At 56.2% G+C, this 18,583-nt stretch carries 18 protein-coding genes and 2 pseudogenes; 13 read left to right on the forward strand and 7 right to left on the reverse strand.

The window, feature by feature from the left end; all coding sequences use genetic code 11:
• Window positions 1-73: 73 nt before the first annotated feature.
• Together arsB and RBB80_RS21075 are read right to left on the reverse strand one after the other, a co-directional pair.
• Window positions 74-1,195 carry an ACR3 family arsenite efflux transporter gene (arsB, locus tag RBB80_RS21070; RefSeq protein ID WP_433964344.1) on the reverse strand — a complete coding sequence of 374 codons (1,122 nt, stop codon included), beginning with the start codon at window positions 1,193-1,195 and terminating at the stop codon, window positions 74-76.
• Window positions 1,195-1,608, reverse strand: coding sequence for an ArsR/SmtB family transcription factor (locus tag RBB80_RS21075; protein ID WP_433964345.1), 414 nt, complete (start codon window positions 1,606-1,608; stop codon window positions 1,195-1,197). Before RBB80_RS21075 ends, arsB begins: the two co-directional genes overlap by 1 nt.
• Window positions 1,609-1,680: 72 nt before the next feature.
• On the opposite strand from RBB80_RS21075, the pseudogene arsM reads away from it, so the two are divergent.
• A pseudogene (gene arsM / locus RBB80_RS21080) lies at window positions 1,681-2,328 on the forward strand (arsenite methyltransferase); the annotation flags it as partial.
• 47 nt (window positions 2,329-2,375) lie between these two features.
• Here the strand turns inward: arsM and RBB80_RS21085 are convergent.
• Together RBB80_RS21085 and RBB80_RS21090 are read right to left on the reverse strand one after the other, a co-directional pair.
• On the reverse strand, window positions 2,376-2,498 hold the full coding sequence (locus RBB80_RS21085) for a hypothetical protein (protein ID WP_433964346.1): 123 nt from the start codon (window positions 2,496-2,498) through the stop codon (window positions 2,376-2,378).
• 3 nt (window positions 2,499-2,501) lie between these two features.
• A complete protein-coding gene (locus RBB80_RS21090) occupies window positions 2,502-3,260 on the reverse strand; it encodes a PP2C family protein-serine/threonine phosphatase (RefSeq protein WP_433964347.1) in 759 nt (252 codons plus the stop codon).
• A 78-nt stretch (window positions 3,261-3,338) separates the two neighbouring features.
• Between RBB80_RS21090 and RBB80_RS21095 the strand changes: the two genes are divergently transcribed.
• Window positions 3,339-3,842, forward strand: a complete 504-nt coding sequence (locus RBB80_RS21095) for a transposase (RefSeq protein ID WP_433964348.1) — start codon at window positions 3,339-3,341, stop codon at window positions 3,840-3,842.
• A gap of 759 nt (window positions 3,843-4,601) precedes the next feature.
• Here the strand turns inward: RBB80_RS21095 and RBB80_RS21100 are convergent.
• A complete protein-coding gene (locus RBB80_RS21100; RefSeq protein WP_433970082.1) occupies window positions 4,602-4,820 on the reverse strand; it encodes a hypothetical protein in 219 nt (72 codons plus the stop codon).
• On the opposite strand from RBB80_RS21100, the gene RBB80_RS21105 reads away from it, so the two are divergent.
• Entirely contained in the window at window positions 4,777-4,941 is a 165-nt protein-coding gene (locus RBB80_RS21105) for a tannase/feruloyl esterase family alpha/beta hydrolase (RefSeq protein ID WP_433964349.1), read from the forward strand. The genes RBB80_RS21100 and RBB80_RS21105 overlap by 44 nt on opposite strands.
• A gap of 239 nt (window positions 4,942-5,180) precedes the next feature.
• On the opposite strand, the gene RBB80_RS21110 is transcribed toward RBB80_RS21105, so the two are convergent.
• Window positions 5,181-6,212: an IS110 family transposase gene (locus tag RBB80_RS21110; RefSeq protein WP_433964350.1), complete on the reverse strand. Its 1,032-nt coding sequence runs from the start codon at window positions 6,210-6,212 to the stop codon at window positions 5,181-5,183.
• A gap of 221 nt (window positions 6,213-6,433) precedes the next feature.
• Here RBB80_RS21110 and RBB80_RS21115 point away from each other — a divergent pair, with 221 nt between their 5' ends.
• The 7 genes and pseudogenes from RBB80_RS21115 (at window position 6,434) to RBB80_RS21145 (ending at window position 14,898) form a co-directional block, all read left to right on the forward strand.
• On the forward strand, window positions 6,434-6,757 hold the full coding sequence (locus RBB80_RS21115) for a hypothetical protein (RefSeq protein ID WP_433964351.1): 324 nt from the start codon (window positions 6,434-6,436) through the stop codon (window positions 6,755-6,757).
• A 679-nt stretch (window positions 6,758-7,436) separates the two neighbouring features.
• A complete protein-coding gene (locus RBB80_RS21120) occupies window positions 7,437-8,789 on the forward strand; it encodes a mechanosensitive ion channel family protein (protein WP_433964352.1) in 1,353 nt (450 codons plus the stop codon).
• 718 nt (window positions 8,790-9,507) lie between these two features.
• Window positions 9,508-9,864, forward strand: a complete 357-nt coding sequence (tnpA, locus tag RBB80_RS21125) for an IS66 family insertion sequence element accessory protein TnpA (RefSeq protein ID WP_433964353.1) — start codon at window positions 9,508-9,510, stop codon at window positions 9,862-9,864.
• Window positions 9,861-10,274 carry an IS66 family insertion sequence element accessory protein TnpB gene (tnpB, locus tag RBB80_RS21130; RefSeq protein WP_433964354.1) on the forward strand — a complete coding sequence of 138 codons (414 nt, stop codon included), beginning with the start codon at window positions 9,861-9,863 and terminating at the stop codon, window positions 10,272-10,274. Before tnpA ends, tnpB begins: the two co-directional genes overlap by 4 nt.
• Before the next feature lie 370 nt (window positions 10,275-10,644).
• Window positions 10,645-11,727: pseudogene (gene tnpC, locus RBB80_RS21135) on the forward strand (IS66 family transposase); the annotation flags it as partial.
• 4 nt (window positions 11,728-11,731) lie between these two features.
• Entirely contained in the window at window positions 11,732-11,929 is a 198-nt protein-coding gene (locus RBB80_RS21140; protein ID WP_433964355.1) for a transposase domain-containing protein, read from the forward strand.
• Between the two features lie 2,759 nt (window positions 11,930-14,688).
• Window positions 14,689-14,898, forward strand: a complete 210-nt coding sequence (locus tag RBB80_RS21145) for a DUF6429 family protein (RefSeq protein ID WP_433969802.1) — start codon at window positions 14,689-14,691, stop codon at window positions 14,896-14,898.
• A gap of 135 nt (window positions 14,899-15,033) precedes the next feature.
• Here RBB80_RS21145 and ltrA read toward each other — a convergent pair whose 3' ends face one another.
• Window positions 15,034-16,596, reverse strand: a complete 1,563-nt coding sequence (ltrA, locus tag RBB80_RS21150) for a group II intron reverse transcriptase/maturase (RefSeq protein WP_433964356.1) — start codon at window positions 16,594-16,596, stop codon at window positions 15,034-15,036.
• Between the two features lie 365 nt (window positions 16,597-16,961).
• Here ltrA and RBB80_RS21155 point away from each other — a divergent pair, with 365 nt between their 5' ends.
• The 3 genes from RBB80_RS21155 to RBB80_RS21165 all read left to right on the forward strand — a co-directional run bounded on the left by RBB80_RS21155 (window position 16,962) and on the right by RBB80_RS21165 (window position 18,572).
• Entirely contained in the window at window positions 16,962-17,435 is a 474-nt protein-coding gene (locus RBB80_RS21155; protein WP_433964357.1) for a nuclear transport factor 2 family protein, read from the forward strand.
• A gap of 278 nt (window positions 17,436-17,713) precedes the next feature.
• On the forward strand, window positions 17,714-18,427 hold the full coding sequence (locus RBB80_RS21160) for a tyrosine-type recombinase/integrase (protein ID WP_433964358.1): 714 nt from the start codon (window positions 17,714-17,716) through the stop codon (window positions 18,425-18,427).
• Entirely contained in the window at window positions 18,420-18,572 is a 153-nt protein-coding gene (locus tag RBB80_RS21165; protein WP_433964359.1) for a tyrosine-type recombinase/integrase, read from the forward strand. Before RBB80_RS21160 ends, RBB80_RS21165 begins: the two co-directional genes overlap by 8 nt.
• The last annotated feature ends 11 nt before the right edge of the window (window positions 18,573-18,583 follow it).

Genomic DNA, 18,583 nt, shown 5'->3' on the forward strand with positions numbered 1-18,583 from the left:
CTGAACTTCCCGATTCCCGCTAACGATGCTGTATCCACCGATTATATGAGAGCGTACCCGCCGCAGCATGTTGCTACGGCGCGTCCTCGACCGGATGGACTTGGAACTCCTTCATCTCTGAGCTGAAATACCGCCGCCTCATCCAGAACGCCACATTGACGAGCCCAATGAGTGCCGGAACTTCGATCAGCGGCCCGACAACGCCGACGAAGGCCTCGCCAGATTTCAATCCGAAGACGGCCACTGCTACCGCTATCGCCAGCTCGAAATTGTTGCCCGCAGCTGTGAAGGATAGCGTTGCCGATTGCGCGTAGTCCGCGCCCAGCTTCTTGCCCATCCAAAAGCTGACCAGGAACATGATGAGGAAGTAAATCACGAGCGGGATCGCTATCTTAACCACATCCAGCGGGAGTCGCACGATTAAATCGCCCTTGAGGGAAAACATGACGAGAATCGTGAACAGCAGTGCGACGAGGGTCAGAGGGCTGATGCGAGGAATGAAGCGAGTCCGATACCACTCCTCGCCGTTCGCGCGGATTAGAACGTAACGAGTGATGAAGCCAGCGACAAACGGCACCCCCAGATAAAGTCCCACACTCTTCGCAATCTGGCCGATCCCGATGGGAACGATGCTTCCCTCAAGCCCGAACCATTTCGGCAGGACCGTCAGGAAGACCCAGGCATAGAGGCTGTAGAAGAGCACCTGAAAGACGCTGTTGATGGCAACGAGCCCAGCAACGTAATCCGTGTCGCCTTCCGCGAGTTCATTCCAGACCAGCACCATTGCGATGCAGCGGGCTATGCCGATCAGGATCAGCCCACGCATATAGGCGGGCTCGCCGCTGAGGAAAACTATGGCCAGGAGGAACATCAACATCGGACCAATAAGCCAATTCTGCACGAGCGACAGCCCGAGAACGCGTTTGTTGCGGAATACTTCTCCCAGCTTTTCGTATCGCACCTTCGCCAGAGGCGGAAACATCATGATGATGAGGCCGATGGCGATAGGGATGTTTGTTGTCCCAGTCTGAAAGTGGTTGACGAAGCCTGCAGACGATGGAATGAAGTGGCCGATGGCAACGCCTATCGCCATAGCCAGAAAGATCCAGAGCGTCAGAAATCGGTCGAGAAACGAGAGCTTCTTCCGAGCGGCAGGGGCACAGACGTGGCCCTGAGTAATCGGGGCGGTGGACATTAGCACGCCTCGCAGGATGCTTCTTGGATCGTTGTGGGTAACGGAGCGCCTTCGAGCAAGGCGTACTTCGCCGGAGAGCAGCAGGCTTTCGTGAGCCGCGCCCTGTCTGCCTGCATTGCCTTCTCTTCTTTCAACCAGCCGAGCGTCTGCCGCAGGATTTGTGCCGCTCCGGTATGCGGAGGCATGACGATCCGATAATGCATCCACTTCCCTTCCCGACGCACCGCGACGATACCGGCGCTGCGGAGGTAAGCCAGGTGACGCGAGATCTTCGGTTGAGGGCCGCCCAGGATCTCAACAAAATAGCAAACACAAATCTCCTGGTCGCCAATGAGATTCAGTATCCGGAGCCGAGTGTTGTCCCCAAGAGCCTGAAAGAACCGTTCCACGTTAAAGGTCTGCTTCGCTGCCATATATTTATGTATACGCCTTGACGTATGCGAAAGCAAGACATATAGTCGCCTAAGCGAATGTTTGGAGGATATATGTCAGAGCAGCTATTGGATTCGGTGAAGTCGAAGTACGGCGCGGTCGCGGAGAGCACATTATCGAACGATAACGCGGGTGTGAAGGCGGTTGCGGAAGCCTTTGGCTACAGCGCAGAAGAGCTCACTTCAATTCCGGCAGGGGCCAATATGGGTCTCTCATGCGGCAATCCCACAGCTACAGCCCACCTGAGAGCCGGAGAAGTTGTGGTCGATCTTGGCTCAGGCGGCGGTCTTGACGTTTTTCTAGCGTCGAAAATGGTTGGGCCAGAGGGCCGCGCGATCGGCATCGATATGACCACCGCAATGATCGAGCGCTCGCGTGAGAACGCGCAGCAGGGCGGCTACACCAATGTGGAGTTCTACCAGTCCACCATCGACCAGATTCCGCTTCCGGATGCATCAGTTGATTGCGTCATTTCGAACTGCGTGGTGAATCTGGCGCCGGACAAGCCTGCAGTCTTCCGCGAGATCGCGCGCGTCTTGAAGCCAGGTGGCCGAGTCGCCCTCAGTGATATTGCACTGAAGCACGAGTTGCCGGAAGACGTTGCTCAAAGCATGGCGGCGTATGTCGGCTGCATCGCAGGAGCCATCCTCATAGACGACTACCGCGCAGGGTTGCTCGCAGCAGGATTTCAGCACGTCGAGATCGTGGATAGCGGGGCGGACCTAAACGCATACGCCAAGGTTGAAAATCAGGCGGTTTGCTGCTCTCCCAGCATGGAGGTCGGCAGCCCTTTCCGGTTCATGATTGCCTCGGCCATGATGGAACGTGCGGAATTTCCTGTGCAGAGGAACAAGACGTTGTAATGTGGCATCGTTCAAATTCCTTTCGGTGACCAGCGAAGCGCAAGCATTGTGCGGTCATCGCTTGGTTGCGCACCATTGGTAAAGCCAATGATGGTGCCTTGGATTGTTTCCACCAGCTCAGATGGGAGCCGGTTTCTAGATTGAAGGAGCGTTTCGGCGAGACGGTTCAGGTCAAACTCGTTTCCGGCTTCATCGGTCGATTCTGTAATCCCGTCCGAATACAGGAACAGCGTGCTCTCTGGGCTAACACTTCGCCTGACGCTCGTAAAATCGGTCGAGCAAAACATTCCGAGAGGAAGGCTCGCAGCCGCAATGACCTCAACTTCAGCGCCTTCGACAAGTAGGACTGGATTGTGACCTGCGTTGACCAACTCCACATTCCCGCTGCGATCTGCTTTGCCCAGCACTAATGTCGCAAATTGAGCAGGAAGTGCGCTTTGACAAAAGGTGCTACTCGCGGTGGTCACTACTTCATCAATCGTCTTGTTTGAAGGCAGCAATGTCCGCAGCGTGGCATGCAAATGAGACATCAGCATCGACGCTGCCACTCCTTTGCCCGACACATCGCCGAGAGCAAAATAGAAGGCATCAGACCCCGCTGGAATCAAATCGACATAGTCGCCGCTTACAAATCCAGCGGATTCGTAGGAAAACGCTACCTCCCAGTCGCTAAAGCAGCAGCGCCGGTCCGGAAGTAAGCGCAGCTGAACCTGCCGGGCCAGTTCCAGCTGAGCCTGCAATCCGGCGTCGGTTTGAAGGGCGATGGTCACTGTGCCGCCGTTGGAGCGCAGCAGGTCGGGTCACAGCAAGCCGTATGAGCAGTCTTGACTGGCTTTACGGCGTAAACCTTGACGCTGGCCGCTGCGGCGTTCACGTCATATTGCGAGAGAAGCGTCGTCAACTCTTCGTGCAACGATGGCTCGCTGGCTGCTGGGGTGCAGCAAGCCGCCTCGATCACTTGGAATGGACTGCCAACCCACCGTCTGCTTTCGGTCTCAGATGCCGCGATCACCTTCCGCTGGAAGGACTACGCGCATGGCAGTAAGCATCGCACCATGACGCTCTCGGCGCAGGAGTTCCTGCGCCGTTTCCTACAGCATGTGCTGCCCAGAGGCTTCCCTCGCATCCGCTACTTCGGCTGGCTGGCCAACCGCTCCCGTGGAAGTCTGCTTCCGCGCTGCCGCTGCCTGCTCCGCCAGCCACCGTCGGCAACAGATGCACCCTCCTCCACGCAGCCAGCCACATGGCCGTGCCCTCGCTGCCAAGGCCCCATGTATCTCATCGAGCGACTTACTGCCGCTCAGATCTTCTTCGCCGAAACTCGACCTGTAGGTGCCTATGACACGTCCTGACCTCATGTTTAACCGGACCCTTGCACTTGCCTCTGGCGATGCTCCCTGGACGTGTGTTCCACGCCTCGGAACAAGGCCATCTTGCCAGGGCGACCAACCATACTCTGTCGCCTGCATGCCTATCGCATGCGCACTCTCCAATCCGCCGGTTCGCTATCTGCATCGCTTCTCATCAGCCACTCCAATAATCAGCGCGATGGAAAACCCATAGCCCCAAACATCCTGCCCCGACCCCACCATCGGCTTCCTCCTTACGGCTCTATCCGAACCGCTTCCGAAGAGGCCGTCTCGCGATGGATCATGTGCAGCTGGAGTGGTTCCGATAGAGTCCTACCGTGATTCGCCCGGAGCCTCGGAAGATTCGCGATCATCTAATCGCTTTAAGCGCTCGGCTAGTGCATGCCCGGCTTCAAGCCGCAACGCCCGAAAGCGGCACCGACTTTTTCAGCAGCCACAAGGCATAGCACTCAGCGAACTCGCCTGTCAGATCGTTGCTCCGAGTTCTGTCAACAAGCGCTTCGCCGCCGCCAAGAGCTACAAGTAACGATTCGCGCACGTCCATAAATACAAGAGGCTGCCACTCCGGCAGCCTCTTTCGATTACCGCTCCGCATCGACATACTTCCCGGTGCTAGAATCCTCCGCATTGGTGAACTCCATGCCGACGTCACTCGCTGTAAGTGTGCGAGCTGCTCGCTACACTGCTCTCTCCATTTTTCTTCTCGCCGCTCCTCAAATCTTCGCAGCCACATGCGAGAGCCTAAGCACTCTCAAGCTCCCCAACACAACCATCACCCTCGCGCGCGTCGAGCAGGGCGATCCTCTTCTCTCGACAACCAAACCCCGGCCCTCCGCTCAAGGAGCTTCCGCCCTTCTGCCGCGTCACCGGAACCATCTCGTCCGTCCCCGACTCCGTCATTGGGTTCGAGGTCTGGATGCCCACCTCCAACTGGAACCACAGGTTTCTCGAGGTTGGCAACGGGGGCTTTTCAGGAGCACCCTGGATTCATTTCATGGCAGCCGCCGTCCGCAACGGATACGCCACGGCCGCCACCGATACCGGTCATTGTAGTTTCCCAAATGTATGGTCCGCCGTCTGACTGCAAGGGAAAAGTTGGTGGATGAAGAAAGTCTGCGTCAATGTATCCGACCTGTTGTGTGGAGAGGTGTCTCCTGGCCATGATGAGATACGCCGCGTACCTGTCCTTCGAAACCCCTCGGCCGTGTAAGGGCCATTTGAGCAAACAGGCTTCAGGTGCGCCGTTTTGACTGTTCTTTCATCCTTACTTGTCCGGTGCAGACCTCGGTGGGAGAACTTGATCTTGATGGTTACTCTTGCCTACGCAGCAGCTGGCTCTTGAACTGCCCGATAGTCCTGGCCACTCGATAGCACCGCCCATGCGATCCGCGCGAGCTTGTTGGCTGCCGCGACGATGAGCACGTTGCGTGGGGCTCTCGTTTCAAGAGCCGTCATCCACGCTCCCATGGGAATCCGCTCTCGCTTGCAGCGTAAGACCACGGCGCGTGCTCCATGGATGAGGATCTTGCGTAAGTAGCGATTGCCTCGCTTACTGATGCCGTAGAGCTTTGCTTTGCCGCCAGTTGAGTACTGCTTCGGCACCAGTCCCATCCAGGCGGCGAACTCTCGCCCCTTGTGGAACGCAGCGCCGTTGCCGATCGAAGCCACGATCGCTGTTGCGACCAAAGGGCCGATGCCTGGGATCTGCCTGAGCCGTAGGCATGCCGCATCACTGGAAGCGATCAGCTCCACTTCATGGTTCAGATCGACCACCTGCTGCTCAAGATCCTTCCACTCGTTCCAAAGCAGAGCGAGCAGGTTACGCATCCGCGGAGTGAGATCTTCTTCGGCGTTCTCAAGGATCTCAGGCATACGCTCGCGCAGCTTGGCCGGGCTCTTCGCGAACACTAGGCCGCGCTCCAGCAGGAAGGCACGCAACTGGTTGATCACGGACGTTCGTCGTGTGATCAAGCGGTCGCGCACACGATGCAGCGCCTGCAGATCGAGCTGGTCATCTGTCTTGATCGGCACGAAACGCATGTTCTGTCGATCGACAGCCTCCGCGATAGCTTCTGCATCCAGGAAGTCGTTCTTGTTGGACTTCACAAATGGCCTCACGAACTGAGCCGGAATGAGCTTCACGTCATGGCCCTGTTCACGCAGAGCACGACCAAGAAAGTGCGCTCCGGCACATGCCTCCAAGCCGATCAGCGAGCTCTGCAGGTTCGCCGTGAACGTGATCAGCTGCTTCTGGGTGAACTTCTTCTTCAGCAGCACCTTGCCGTTATCGCCGAGCGCCACCAGGTGAAAGGTCGTCTTGCCAAGGTCAATCCCTACCGAACGAATCTGCATATCGATGATCCTCCTTGAACCTGCCTACAAGATCTTCCACCCTACGGTGAAGTTCAAGCGGCGGACCATCTCAGTAACTCCGTTTCACGTGCACTACAAAGTGACAAGACGCCCGCGTTACGATTGTTCCGACGCGGGAGCAGAAGTGTTGGAGCGGACAAAACCTGTGACTCGCGCTGCGTGGGCCGAAACTGGACGGCACCCGGAGATTGGAGTCAATCATGTCAAAATCGACGAACGTCGTATTGGTCATCGTGGTCCTCGCAGTGGTGGTCGCTACTTTTGCCATGCTAGGACCTTTGGTCGCACAAAAAGCAGCAGTTCCGAAGCCGCAGGATAAGCTGGCTCTCGGAGAGCCCGAGGTGATGCAGTTGCTGCTCCTTATGGATACCGACAAGAACGGCAAAATCTCTAACCAACAGTGGATGCGGTTCATGGAAGCGGAGTTTGACAGACTGGATAAGGACAAGAGCGGGAATTTGGATGTCAAGGACCTAACGCAATCGAAATTGCTGCGACCTCCTGCGAAGCCCCGTAGTTTGTGATGTCTCGCGTCCAGCCCCTTGGTGAGGCCTACATTTTGTGGGGCATTAGTTATTCGCGGAGCAATACGCGATTTGCCTATTGATTTCGAAGAATCCGCAGTATTGGGGGCACTATCTGGATTCGATCGAGGGAGGGGCGAAGGTAATACCGATGCCCGGTACCGCGGCATAGCGGTTCCACGGTATCCACTCATGAAGATCGTGGAAATGTATTTCTGACAGACTGGTTTCGAACTCGACGAAGGCGGTAAAGCTATTGAGTAAATTCGAATGCCGACAGGGTGGGAGCCTTGTACGCCTTGTGCGTTGCCCTGTAGAGTGGCGTGATGAAAAATACGATCCGCGTTTGCCTTTTCTCCGTGCTCTGCCTGTTGCAGGCCAACTGCGCTCTACCTGTATCAGCCCAACAGCAATCAACTGCCCAGCCGGTAAACAATCAGTCGGCCGGCAGCCAGGCTGTTCCCGACGAAGAAGCTATCCCGTCTGGCGAAGTCGTGATAGACGGCAATCCGATTCTGAAGGTATATGAACCGGTTGCCACGTTGACCCCGAGGCTCGCGCACAGGGAATTGAAAGGCGCATCACCGCATTTGCCCGGGACAGCAGTATCCCGTCAGATTCCATACGTCTTCAACCGCGGGACGCCTGGACCGAGATTTTCGCCGGCAACACCGTGATTATGGCCATCACCGATGGAGACGCCAGAGCAGCTGGCAAGACGCGGCAGCAACTAGCTCTAGAGCACGCACAGAACATCCGTCAGGCAGTCGAAGAGTATCGGTATAACCACAGCTGGAGGATGATACTGCGGGGAATCCTCAAGACCAGTCTGGTGACGCTTCTTCTTGTGGTTGCGCTCTGGCTTGTCCGGCGCTTGAGACTATTGTTCCGGAGCCGAATCGACAGACAGATCAATATAAGTGCGAACCTTGAAAAGAAATCAACGTGGCATCTTTCTGTCGCCTACCTGGGGCCTGCGATACTTGCCGTAGGAACCTTCCTGCGATGGGTGCTGATCCTTGGCTTGTTGCAAGTTTATTTGACTGTGACCCTGGGCTTCTACTCCTCCACCCACGAAATATCTCTCACGGCGACCAGGTGGGTATTTTCCCAATTGGAGTCACTGGCAAAGTCGGGATTGGACTGTCTGCCGAATCTGGCGATCATCGCCGTGATCGTGTTGGTCACGAGTTACCTTATTCGATTGATACGGCAGATTTTTAGCCACATTAGTAAGGGCGACCTGAAAATCTCTGGCTTCTATCCCGATTGGGCCGAGCCAACAGATAAATTGATACGGGCTTTGGTCCTCGTTCTCGCACTCATCGTGGCCTTTCCTTATCTGCCGGGGGCCAAAAGTCCCGCATTTCGGGGGATCTCCATCTTCCTGGGCGTGCTGCTGTCGCTGGGCTCTTCTTCGGCTGTAGCCAATGCGATTGCTGGGGTAATCCTGACCTACATGCGGTCATTTCTAGCAGGTGATTGGGTTCAAATCGGCGACAACATGGGAGAGGTCGTCGAAAGGACTCTGCTGGTAACCCGAATTCTCACGCCGAAAGCGGAAGTTATCACGATTCCCAACTCCACAGTGATGAGTGATGCCGTGAAGAATTACAGCACCGAAGCCAATAAGTCGGGGGTTATCTTCTATACGTCCGTCTCGATCAGCTTCGAGGCCCCTTGGAGAACGGTTCATCAGCTCCTGATCAGCGCGGCATCAGCTACAGAGCATGTGTTGCGTCAGCCTGCACCATTCGTACTGCAGAGATCGCTCGATGACTTCTATGTGACCTACGAGTTAAATGCCTATACGAATACTCCTCGCGAGGTTCTGAATATATATTCCGATCTGCATCAGAACATCCAGGCCAAGTTCAATGAGGCAGGCGTGGAGATTTGCTCTCCGCACTTCTCGGCGCTTCGAGATGGAAACTCGATTGCGATCCCCAAACAGTACATCGCACCAGACTACAAACCTTCTGGATTTCGGCTGAACCTGAACGAAGCTGAGAACAACGGCGTTTCCCGATAATACCGGACCGGCAACCGTGGTCGGCTTTTTCAAGGAAGAGGGCTTCGTTGGGTTATGGTTCGTCTTCAAGACCTTCCATCATGGCTTGTTAGGCAGTTGGAACTAGAGAGAACGAATCAAGAATTTAAGTCGCGCCCAGGATGGTACCAAGACGGCATTCGCTGCTATTTCGCAGCCTCGTCATGATCGACTGGAGTTCCCTCGCCGTTACGATACATGCGAGCCAGCAGCACCTGCACGTCTGGGTAATTTTGGCTTTGCCAACGCCTTGAAGTTCGTCAGCGCTGTGGCGTAGTCCCGAGATCGGCAGGGAGTCTAAGAATTGGTTGGCTATAATCTCGCAATGTATGCGCGGCTTATGATCTCGAGGGACTACAAGACTTACAAAGTGCGAGTAGTTGCTCCGGGTCCACCTCGGCGAATTTGGTTGGGCGTTTACGAGAGCAAGTCACTGTGTGTATCGGAACTCACGGAACTCGGACTAATCACCTCAGTGGACGCAAAAGAGATAATAATTGACGAATTTGATTTGAGAGGTTGTTTCTTTGTACTTGAAGTTGATACAGAGGCGGAGTTCCTCCAGGCACAAGGCTTCGCGGAGCAAGTCCAACGGCGAAGCATTCCGAACGAACAAGCTGCGTCGCGCAAACCAATTCGAAGTAAGAAGAGCGTAGAAGGTTCGTGAGCGCTACGCGAACCACATCTTGTGGATGGCGGTTTGCCGCATGATTCTTACGGTATGGGACAGCACAAGGAAGAAGATCTGGCTCGGTGGCGAGGTCTTGTATCTGAGCAAGCAAGCAGCGGCAAGAGTGTAGCAGCGTTCTGTGGTGAACGGGGGTTGCGGGACTGGCAGCTCTACGAGTGGAAGAAACGCTTGCGTCAGACCGAAGCAACATCCTTTGTTGCTGTCGAGGTGTCAGATCCAGCAGCACCTGTGCCGCCAGCGGCGGCATCTGTGCCGGTGGTGGGGATCGAGCTACGGCATCGCCGTGGCTGGAGCCTGATCGTTGAGCCTGGGTTTGATGCGTGTCACCTGCGTCGGTTGTTGTCTGTTCTGGAGAAGGAGTCGTGATCGGCCTGCCGAGTCTCCAGTCGTTCGACGGTGCGCCGGGGCCGCGGATCTGGCTGGCTTCGGAAGCGACCGACATGCGGTGTGGCTTCGATCGTCTGGCGCAGCGCGTGCAGGCGGTGATCGGCGAAGATCCGCTGAGCGGCCATCTTTTCATCTTCCGATCGCGTGGCGGCAACCGCTTGAAGATCCTGACATGGGACCGCGATGGCTACGTGCTGTGGTACAAACGCCTGGAAGCGGGCGTGTTCAAGCTTCCGCGCGTTGCGCCTGGTGCGGGCTCGGTTGAGCTGCGAGCGAGCGAGTTGGCGATGCTGCTGGATGGTATCGACATGGCGAAGTTGAAGCGTGTGCCGCGTTATGAGCGACCACCGAAGAATCGATCGAAGGACCGCGAAACCGCCATAGCCTGAGGTGACTTATCCCTTTTCTCTCACGTCTACTTACGAGGTGGCAGAGATCGGCTCTAACTCGTTCGAGCTTCCGGAGGACAGCGCATCGCTGCGAGCGCTTGTACAGCAACTTCTGTTGGAGCACGGCGAACAGCAACGTCGCGCCGATGAGCAGATCAGGCAGAAAGAGCAGTTACAGGTTGAGCTGGTTCGCGTAAAGCTGGAGTTGGAGCGATATAAGAAGTGGTATTACGGGCCGCGCGCGGATCGTCTGCGCACCTCGGGCGATCTGGCGCAGTTACTGCTGCGCTTCGCCGAAGATCTGGACCGCAAGCCGATTCACCCGGACGATGTTCCGCCGCATGCGGAGCCGGAAGAAGAACGGCGCCGTGTGCAGCGGCGCAAGGGCCGGCGCAATCTGGCTAACTTCGAGAACCTTCCCGTCAGTACGCAGATTTACGAGTTGAGCGAATCGGAACGCGCCTGTTCCTGCTGTGGCCTGGAGCGCAGAGAGATCGGCGCCGAGGAAAGTTGGCAGGTGGAGTATCTTCCCGGCCACTTCGAGCGCATCCATCATGTGCGCAAGAAGTACGCCTGCATGCACTGCGAGAACAACGGGGAGAACCCGAGTATCCAAACAACGAAGAAACCGGAGACGGCGATCGATAAGGGGCTGGCAGGTCCGGGCTTGCTGGCTTATATCGTCACCAGCAAATACTCTGACTATCTTCCGTTGTATCGTCTGGAGGATATCTTCCAGAGGCAGGGCTTCGAGATTTCGCGGGCCACGCAATCAGTATGGTGCGGCGACGTGGCGGATCTGGTCGAGCCGCTGTATGAACTTATGGCCGAGCGTGTGCGCGCCTCGCACGTGGTGGCCACCGATGACACCATCCTGCCCATGCAGAGCAAAGGCAAAACAGCCAATGCGCGCATGTGGGTGTACGTTGGCGACCAGACACATCCGTACAATGTCTTCAACTTCACCCTGGACCGTGGCCGCGATGGACCGAAGCGTTTTCTGAAGGACTACAACCAGGTGCTCCTGGCCGATGCCTATGGCGGCTATAACGGCGTGGTCGCCGGAAATCAGATTACGCGCGCCGGATGCTGGGCGCATATGAAAAGAAAAATCATCGATGCGGAGAAGGCAGCGCCGGAGATCGCGCGCGAGGCCGTCGAACGCGTGCGCGATCTCTATGCTATCGAGCGGCAGGCCAAGGATGCGACCGCGGAACAACGTTTTCAGATGCGCCAACAGCAATCGGCACCGCTACTGGCAGCGTTGCGCGAACGGCTGCTTATCTGGAAAGAACAGTTACTTCCCAAGCATCCCATGGCTGAGGCGATCAACTATGCTCTGGGTCAGTGGAATGAACTGAATGTCTTCTGTTCCGATGGCGCAGTTCCAATCGATAACAACGTCAGCGAACGGGAGATGAAACGCATCGTTTTGAACCGAAAAGAACTCGCTCTTTGTGGGCAATCCGCGCGGTGGAAGAACGGCAGCCATCCTCGCCAGCCTGACCAGCACCTGCCGCAGACACGATATCGATCCGCAGCTCTATCTCACACAACTGCTCGTCAACCTGCCCTCCGCCACCATCCGCCAACTACACGCTTGGCTCCCCGATCAATGGAAGCAGAGGCAGGCTGAACCTCTCGCCAACATATAGAACTTGGGCTTCACGTGGCGCTCACGAAGGTTCGGTCACTAACGGAGACTGACCTGTTTCATCATGATTTCAAAAGCGTTTGATGAGGTAGGGTAATCCTGGAAGTAATCCCGTAGTGCCCGCAACGTCGTCTTTGCGGCAAGTTCAAGGTCGAAGTTTCTCATAACCCCGTTTTGGAGGAATGCCTATTGAACGACTGATGTTTATTCGCCTTCCACTGCAATGATCCAGATAGCCAGCGTTCCCAACCCGCAGAGCGGAGCGTGCCATTGGAGCGAGTTTTTCCGCCAGATTCCCCCGAGTGCGAAGAGACAGCCAGCAAGAGACAAAATGAAGCCCCAGCGCATGATTCTCATCAAGGTTGGATCGTAGAACCCGAACGGATGAAAACGCGCAAACGCCCAAGTAGCAAGAGCAAGGAGAGCAGAAATCGTTGATAGAACTAACCTGTAAGCGAGAGTCTCGAAGAGGTCATTCCATTTTCCTTGCGCTTAGCCCATCTAATCCAGCCCCAGATAAGGATCACGGGTGTGGCGAATGCAGCAAGACTAAGGAGCAGAATTATTGCTTGGACGGCGCGGCTCATGAAATCACCTGTTGCCGATGAGTATATGGATTCAAAGTTGATTCCTGCGAAGTCCGGTTTTGACCAAGTTCGCCGGGCCAGCGGGTTCGACGGGTTGAACTTGGTCAAATCTCCGTTTTTCGCGAACGGAGAGATGCCTGACAAATCAGCCAGACGTACTCGATCCGTTAAGGCTGGTAGTCTGACTTGGCCTTCCGACATTGCACAGAGGTTGAGCCCAAATGCGACTGCTTGCCGTGCCGCTTCTACTTACCTGCGGACCTTTCCTCCTCGCGACCTTTGCCCTTGCGAGAACAGTAACGAGCTATAGAAGGGGTAGACTCAGGCCACTTCCATTGTGGGCGGTAAGCGTTGCTTGGCTAATCACCGCTTACGGTGCATACATCTTCCTCTACTACACAGTGAAACCTTCACCCGGCCTTCCTCCTTGGAAGGATCCGGAGTCGTTGGACCTGGGGCTGCTTTTCTCTTGGCCCCCGTTGGTTTGGTAGCCACGGTCATCGCCGGAATACGGGGCGCTTCCAGATGGGTAGTCGTGCCACTTGTGGCGGCCTTGCTGGTTTTGTTCTTTGTGGGGCTTCTCGAAGGAGCATCGGTATGAAGATGGTCCAGTACCATGAGTGGGGATGATTGCCGCAGACCCCGTGTTGCGGGAACGAAGGCAGCAATTCGTGGCCGGTTACAATCTTCACCAAGGCAAAGAGCTACGAAGCAGACCTACTTAGATCGGATCAGAGATGAGCGGTGACAGCTTCCAACGGCGCTATGAGCAATTGACCGACAATGAACTCGGGCAAGTCGTCGCCGACAAACGGGACCTCGTACCTGAGGCGGCAGAGGCGCTAGAGGCGGAAGTTCAAAGACGCCATTTTGTGTCTCCACCCCCGCCTCAGTGGACTCAACAACCCGGTTCCTACAAGCCAATAGAGTGTTTGGAAGACTACGACGAAGATCGGGTTCTGGTCGAGAGAAAGAAGTCCTTTGGCAGGTATTGGTATTTGGTCGCCATGGGACCCTTTATCCTTGGACTCGTCTTGGGCAAAAAGTCATTCGAGAACTCAGTAGTCCTCATCACCGCCACTCTGTCCTGGGCCATGTGCGTCGCAGTCTACGGTCTGGTTTTGAACGCGCGTCTTCTGGGCTTCCGGTGCCCGCAGTGCTCACAAAGTTTTGGTAGGGGCTCGGAGTGCTTCAATTGTGGATTTCCCAAGAGCCGGATCAATAAGTCATCGGGCATACTGCCTTAGGATTACGCATTACCATTTGAACTGCCTGCGAAGTCGGGTTTTCGGCAACGTCGTTGACGTTTGCCATAATCCCGTTTCTCAAGAACGAACTAGTGTTCGCAGTCTATGAAGTCGGCTACGGATCCATCACGAAGGGCGGTATCCCTCGAACCAATGTTTGTTCATGAGGGTCAGGAACTCGGGAGTGATTGGGAAGCCGGATGCGGAGCCAATCACCGCGTCGATTCCGCAGCGAGGGCAGTCCGCCGTTAAAGCTTCTCGATCGTCGATCCAGTCCACTATCTCTGAGGGTGGGTAGATCGATAGACAGTAGAAGCAACCGCAAAGAACGCTCGCTTCCACCTCAACACGGTTCTCTATGCAGTGCTTGTGAGCGCGTATGTAGTCGGCTTGCCATTCGACTAAGCCGGATCCTTCGTAGTCGCGCCTCACTTCGCGAGAACTCTGCCACGAGCTCCAAACGTAGCCGACCTTGATCACAAACCAGAGAAAGAGCAGTTCAGCGGTAAAGACGAGAAATCGCGTTTGTTGCCAACGACTATGAAGCCGACGTCCAGCACTGAATGGAACTATTAGCGCAATGTTTATCAGAAGGGCTGTTCCTACCTTCACGGCAGAAGACTTGCAGGCTTTCAGGCGCGCAGCAGCATGCTCTTCAAAGTCCGCTCGCTCTTCTTCTGTCCATTGCTCATGAGGCTCGACACCAAACATCCTTACACTTTATGGCATTGTCGGCTTCGTCTCCAGTGACACTCCCGAAAAGTCAGGTTTTCGGAACGTTCGTCATCCCCCATCTGCGACTGACACCTTCGGTAGTCCTCATGGTGACTTGGGCCGAAGTTTGTTCGACTGGCATAAGGCTGAGATCGCGATACTGCAATCAAAGCGAGGTCTGTATGGAATATGACGAAGACAAGGTTGACGAAATGGTTCTCGCGCTCCTACACCTGACAACTTTCAAGGAAGGTACGGGTATACGAGCCTGGAAAGGACATGACTGGAACGCCATGGATCGCCTTTACAAGAGAGGGTACATTTCCGATCCTCAGAACGCAGCAAAGTCCGTGAGAATGACGGAGTCAGGAGCCCAGAGGGCGCAAGAGCTTTTCCAAAAACACTGCGGCCGGAAAGTGTAGTTTAGCTACTGCGAACTTTCCTAGAACCCCGTTTTACGTGGACCACAAGAGGAGAATGATTACTGTCGCGGTAGGGACGACCATCGCTGATCGCCCCCGCACAGATGCGTACGAGCGCGTCTACGCATACGGCTCTTACGAAGGATGAGTGGCGTAGAAGCGTGCGTCGGGATAGGGATGCAGGACGCGAGGTTGTGGAACCCATCGGTTCAACAGTGGGGTTAGTCGCTCCCACCGCACTTGTGCTCGCTGACTGCGCCGGATGAGAACACTCCGCCACAACCAGTTAACACGTCGTTGAAAGATGCGCAGTTGAGTCGTGTTGCCAGGCACAGCGTGGTATTGGTAATAGCCCAGCACAACAGTCCGAAGCCATGCACCGACTGTGGTCGTACGATCATGCTTCCGGCGTTGAAGCTCAGCCTTGATGGCTTTCAGCTTCGCTACCATCCGCTTCTTCGCCGTGATCCGCCAGACGATGAACGCTCCATCACGGATGCGCTGCCCACAGAAGTGAGTAAAACCCAGGAACGTGAAGGTCTCTGGTTTTCCCTCTCCGCGCTGTTTCCGGTTGCGAGCGGCGAACCGCCCGAACTCGATCAGCCGTGTCTTGTCCGGATGTAATTCCAAGCCGAACTTTGCCAGCCGTTCCCGGAACTCTTTCAGGAAACGCTCGGCATCCGTTCGGTGCTGAAAGCCCACCACAAGATCGTCAGCATAGCGGACGACGATTATGTCGCCCGTTGCCACTTTCTTGCGCCAGACATCAGCCCATAGATCGAAGACATAATGCAGGTACACGTTGGCGAGCAGCGGTGACGCTACTGCTCCTTGCGGCGTACCCAACTTCGTCTCCGACCACTGGCCGTCTTCCGATACTCCCGCCTTCAACCATTTCTGGATCAGGCGAAGTATCCTCTGATCGGCCACCCGATGCTCGATGAACTTCATCGTCGATTCGTGGCTCATGTTGTCGAAGAAGCCACGGATGTCCGCATCGAGCACCCAGTTCACCCGCTTCCGTTGAATGCCCACAGTCAGCGCGTCAAGCGCCTGATGAGGGCTGCGACCGGGACGGAACCCATAAGAAAAGCCCTTGAAGTCGACCTCATAGATCTGGTTGAGGATCGTCACCACAGCCTGCTGGACGATCTTGTCCTCCAACGCTGCGATGCCCAACGGACGCTGCCGTCCGTCAGCCTTCGGTATAAAGACTCGCCTTGAGGGTTTTGCCCGGTACGCTCCGCGGTGCACCCGGCTGTGCAGATCGATGAGCCGACCTTCCAGCCCGGTTTCATACTCCTGCCACGTTACGCCGTCTACTCCGGGCGAAGCTTTACGCTGAAGCGCGTAGAAGCTCTCGCGGAGCAGTTCGATGCTCAGATGGTGGAGCAAGGCGGTGAACCGTTCCTGCTTCCTTTCCCTTGCTGCTTTTCGCACACCGTCCAGTCCCTGGGACATGCGCTTCCCGCTCTGTGTCGGGTGCATGCGCGACTTGACGATGTTCTCCTCCGTCTGTGCCCTTCCCTCCACGGCCTCCGCCGAAGGTTGCCCTCCTTTGTTCGGCTGCTTCACAGGTACTACGGCACAGTCCGACTTCTCCAGCGCGTGCGTGCCCGCCGTTCGGTTCATGGCCTTCGCGGACCGGCCTTGATCGTCAGACCAAGGCACGCTGGAGATCTCCCGGTTCTCGTGCATGTTGTTTCTTAGCGTGCGCGGGTTCTTAGACTACGCAGGACCGAACAACCACTCGCGAATAACGTGGTCGTCGTGTTGCCTTCCTCCACTCGGAACGGAGTCGGCGCCCTGTACCATCGGCTTTTCGAAGCTCAATTGCCCGGCCCACCAATACCCCTGTCTACGCTTCAGCCGACACCTCGCGATGTCGCCTGCAAGACTCGAGGCCAGGATGGATTCGCTACTTCCTTTCCCGTAGGGCTCTTTCATCCCCTACAACATGCCGGTTTAGCCCGGCGCTCTCCGGTTTGCCGACCATACGGCCCAAACCAGCCGGATGCGCTGTTCTACTGCGCCACCATCGGAGCGTAGTGTAGGATTCCGCAATGCGAGAAATGCGCTTACGAATCTTCTCGGTGGTAATCACGACAACGTTGTTGCTGGTTCCGGCGTACACACAGCAGAGTCACTGGGCTTCTGCGGATGATAAGACTGCGAAATACATCATCGAGATGGAACGCAAGTGGGCTGAGGGTGTATGTGTCGATAACGGTGTCGTCGCCGGTCTGCTTGCCGACGACTTCCAAGGCACGTCAACGAAGGGTGCGCGCTTCACGAAGGCTGATGAACTAAAGGACGAGAAAGGCGCACACATCGCCCATGATTGCGAACTTGATGAGGCTAAAGTGCGTTTCTTCGGAGACAGTATTTCCGTTGTCTACGGCAGCGAACATTATGTCGGCAAAGACAAGTCCGAGCCGAACGCAAAGGTTTGCCAGGTTTGGACCGACACGTGGCTGAAGCGCGGGGGTACGTGGCAGATCATCGCCTCGCAAGATAATCGCGCGGAATGTAGGTAGCTAGAGAACGCCCGAGCTCTTGTTCTGCATAGGCGTGGTCGGTTGCGGCCTTTTATCTGAGCCAGAACCGGAGCGTCCCATTCGAACGGCTTGTTCGGGGCGGTTTACCGGCAAACCGGAAGTTATTCCGTAGTTCTCGTAAAGTCGGATTATCGGCAACTTCATCGAAGTTTCCCATAACCCCGTTTGAACTAAGCCTCCGGCGTGGCGGATGCTGCATTTGTGGCGGGGGAGATTAGCTTTCGCAGCATGATCTGAGTCATAGGAGGTTACTTCTCATGACTCAGCTCAGAGACCGGATGCTCGAAGAACTCGAGCGTCGCAACTATGCCCCAGGTACCGCGAGAGCCTATTTGTTCGCGGTCAAGCAGTTTGCTGAACACTTTCGTCGTGCTCCCGATCAGCTTGGCGCGGAGCATATCCGCGAGTACCAGCTCTACCTGTTTCGCGAGCGCAAGCTGGCTGCGAAGACGGTGTCGCAACGAGTGGCCGCACTGCGGTTCTTCTTCGTCAAGACGCTCAAGCGTCATCACATGCTGGAGCACCTGCCGTTCCCCCGGTTGCCGGAGAAGCTCCCGACGGTGCTTAGCCGGGACGAGGTCGGCCGGTTGCTGGCCGCTTCCGCCAACCGGCTGCACCGTACCATGCTGATGACGATGTACTCGACGGGTGTTCGCCGGGCCGAGTTATGTCGACTGAAGACCTCAGACATCGGCAGTCAGCGCATGGTGGTTCATGTGCATCAGGGCAAGGGCAGGCGCGACCGGGATGTACCGCTTAGTCCGGCGCTACTGGAAGAACTGCGCGGCTACTGGCGATGGATGAAGCCGAAGACCTACCTGTTTCCGGGTGTGGTCGATGGTTGGCGAGCCGATGTGCCCATCAGTGACAAGACGGTCTGGTTCGCTGCCAGAGTGTCGCGCGGGCTGCCGGGATCGAAAAGCACATCTCCCCCATTGCCTGCGCCACAGCTACGCGACTCACTTGCTTGAAGCAGGGATGGACCTGCGCACGATCCAGGTGCTGCTCGGCCATGCTTCGCTCGATCACACCACCGTCTATCTCCACCTCTCCCGGCGGCATATGGACGCAGTCCCGAACCCGCTCGATACCCTTCACGATCACAGCCTCTGCTGAGAGCCGCAGAG

Source organism: Tunturiibacter gelidiferens (assembly GCF_051013345.1).
GTDB lineage: Bacteria > Acidobacteriota > Terriglobia > Terriglobales > Acidobacteriaceae > Edaphobacter > Edaphobacter gelidiferens_A.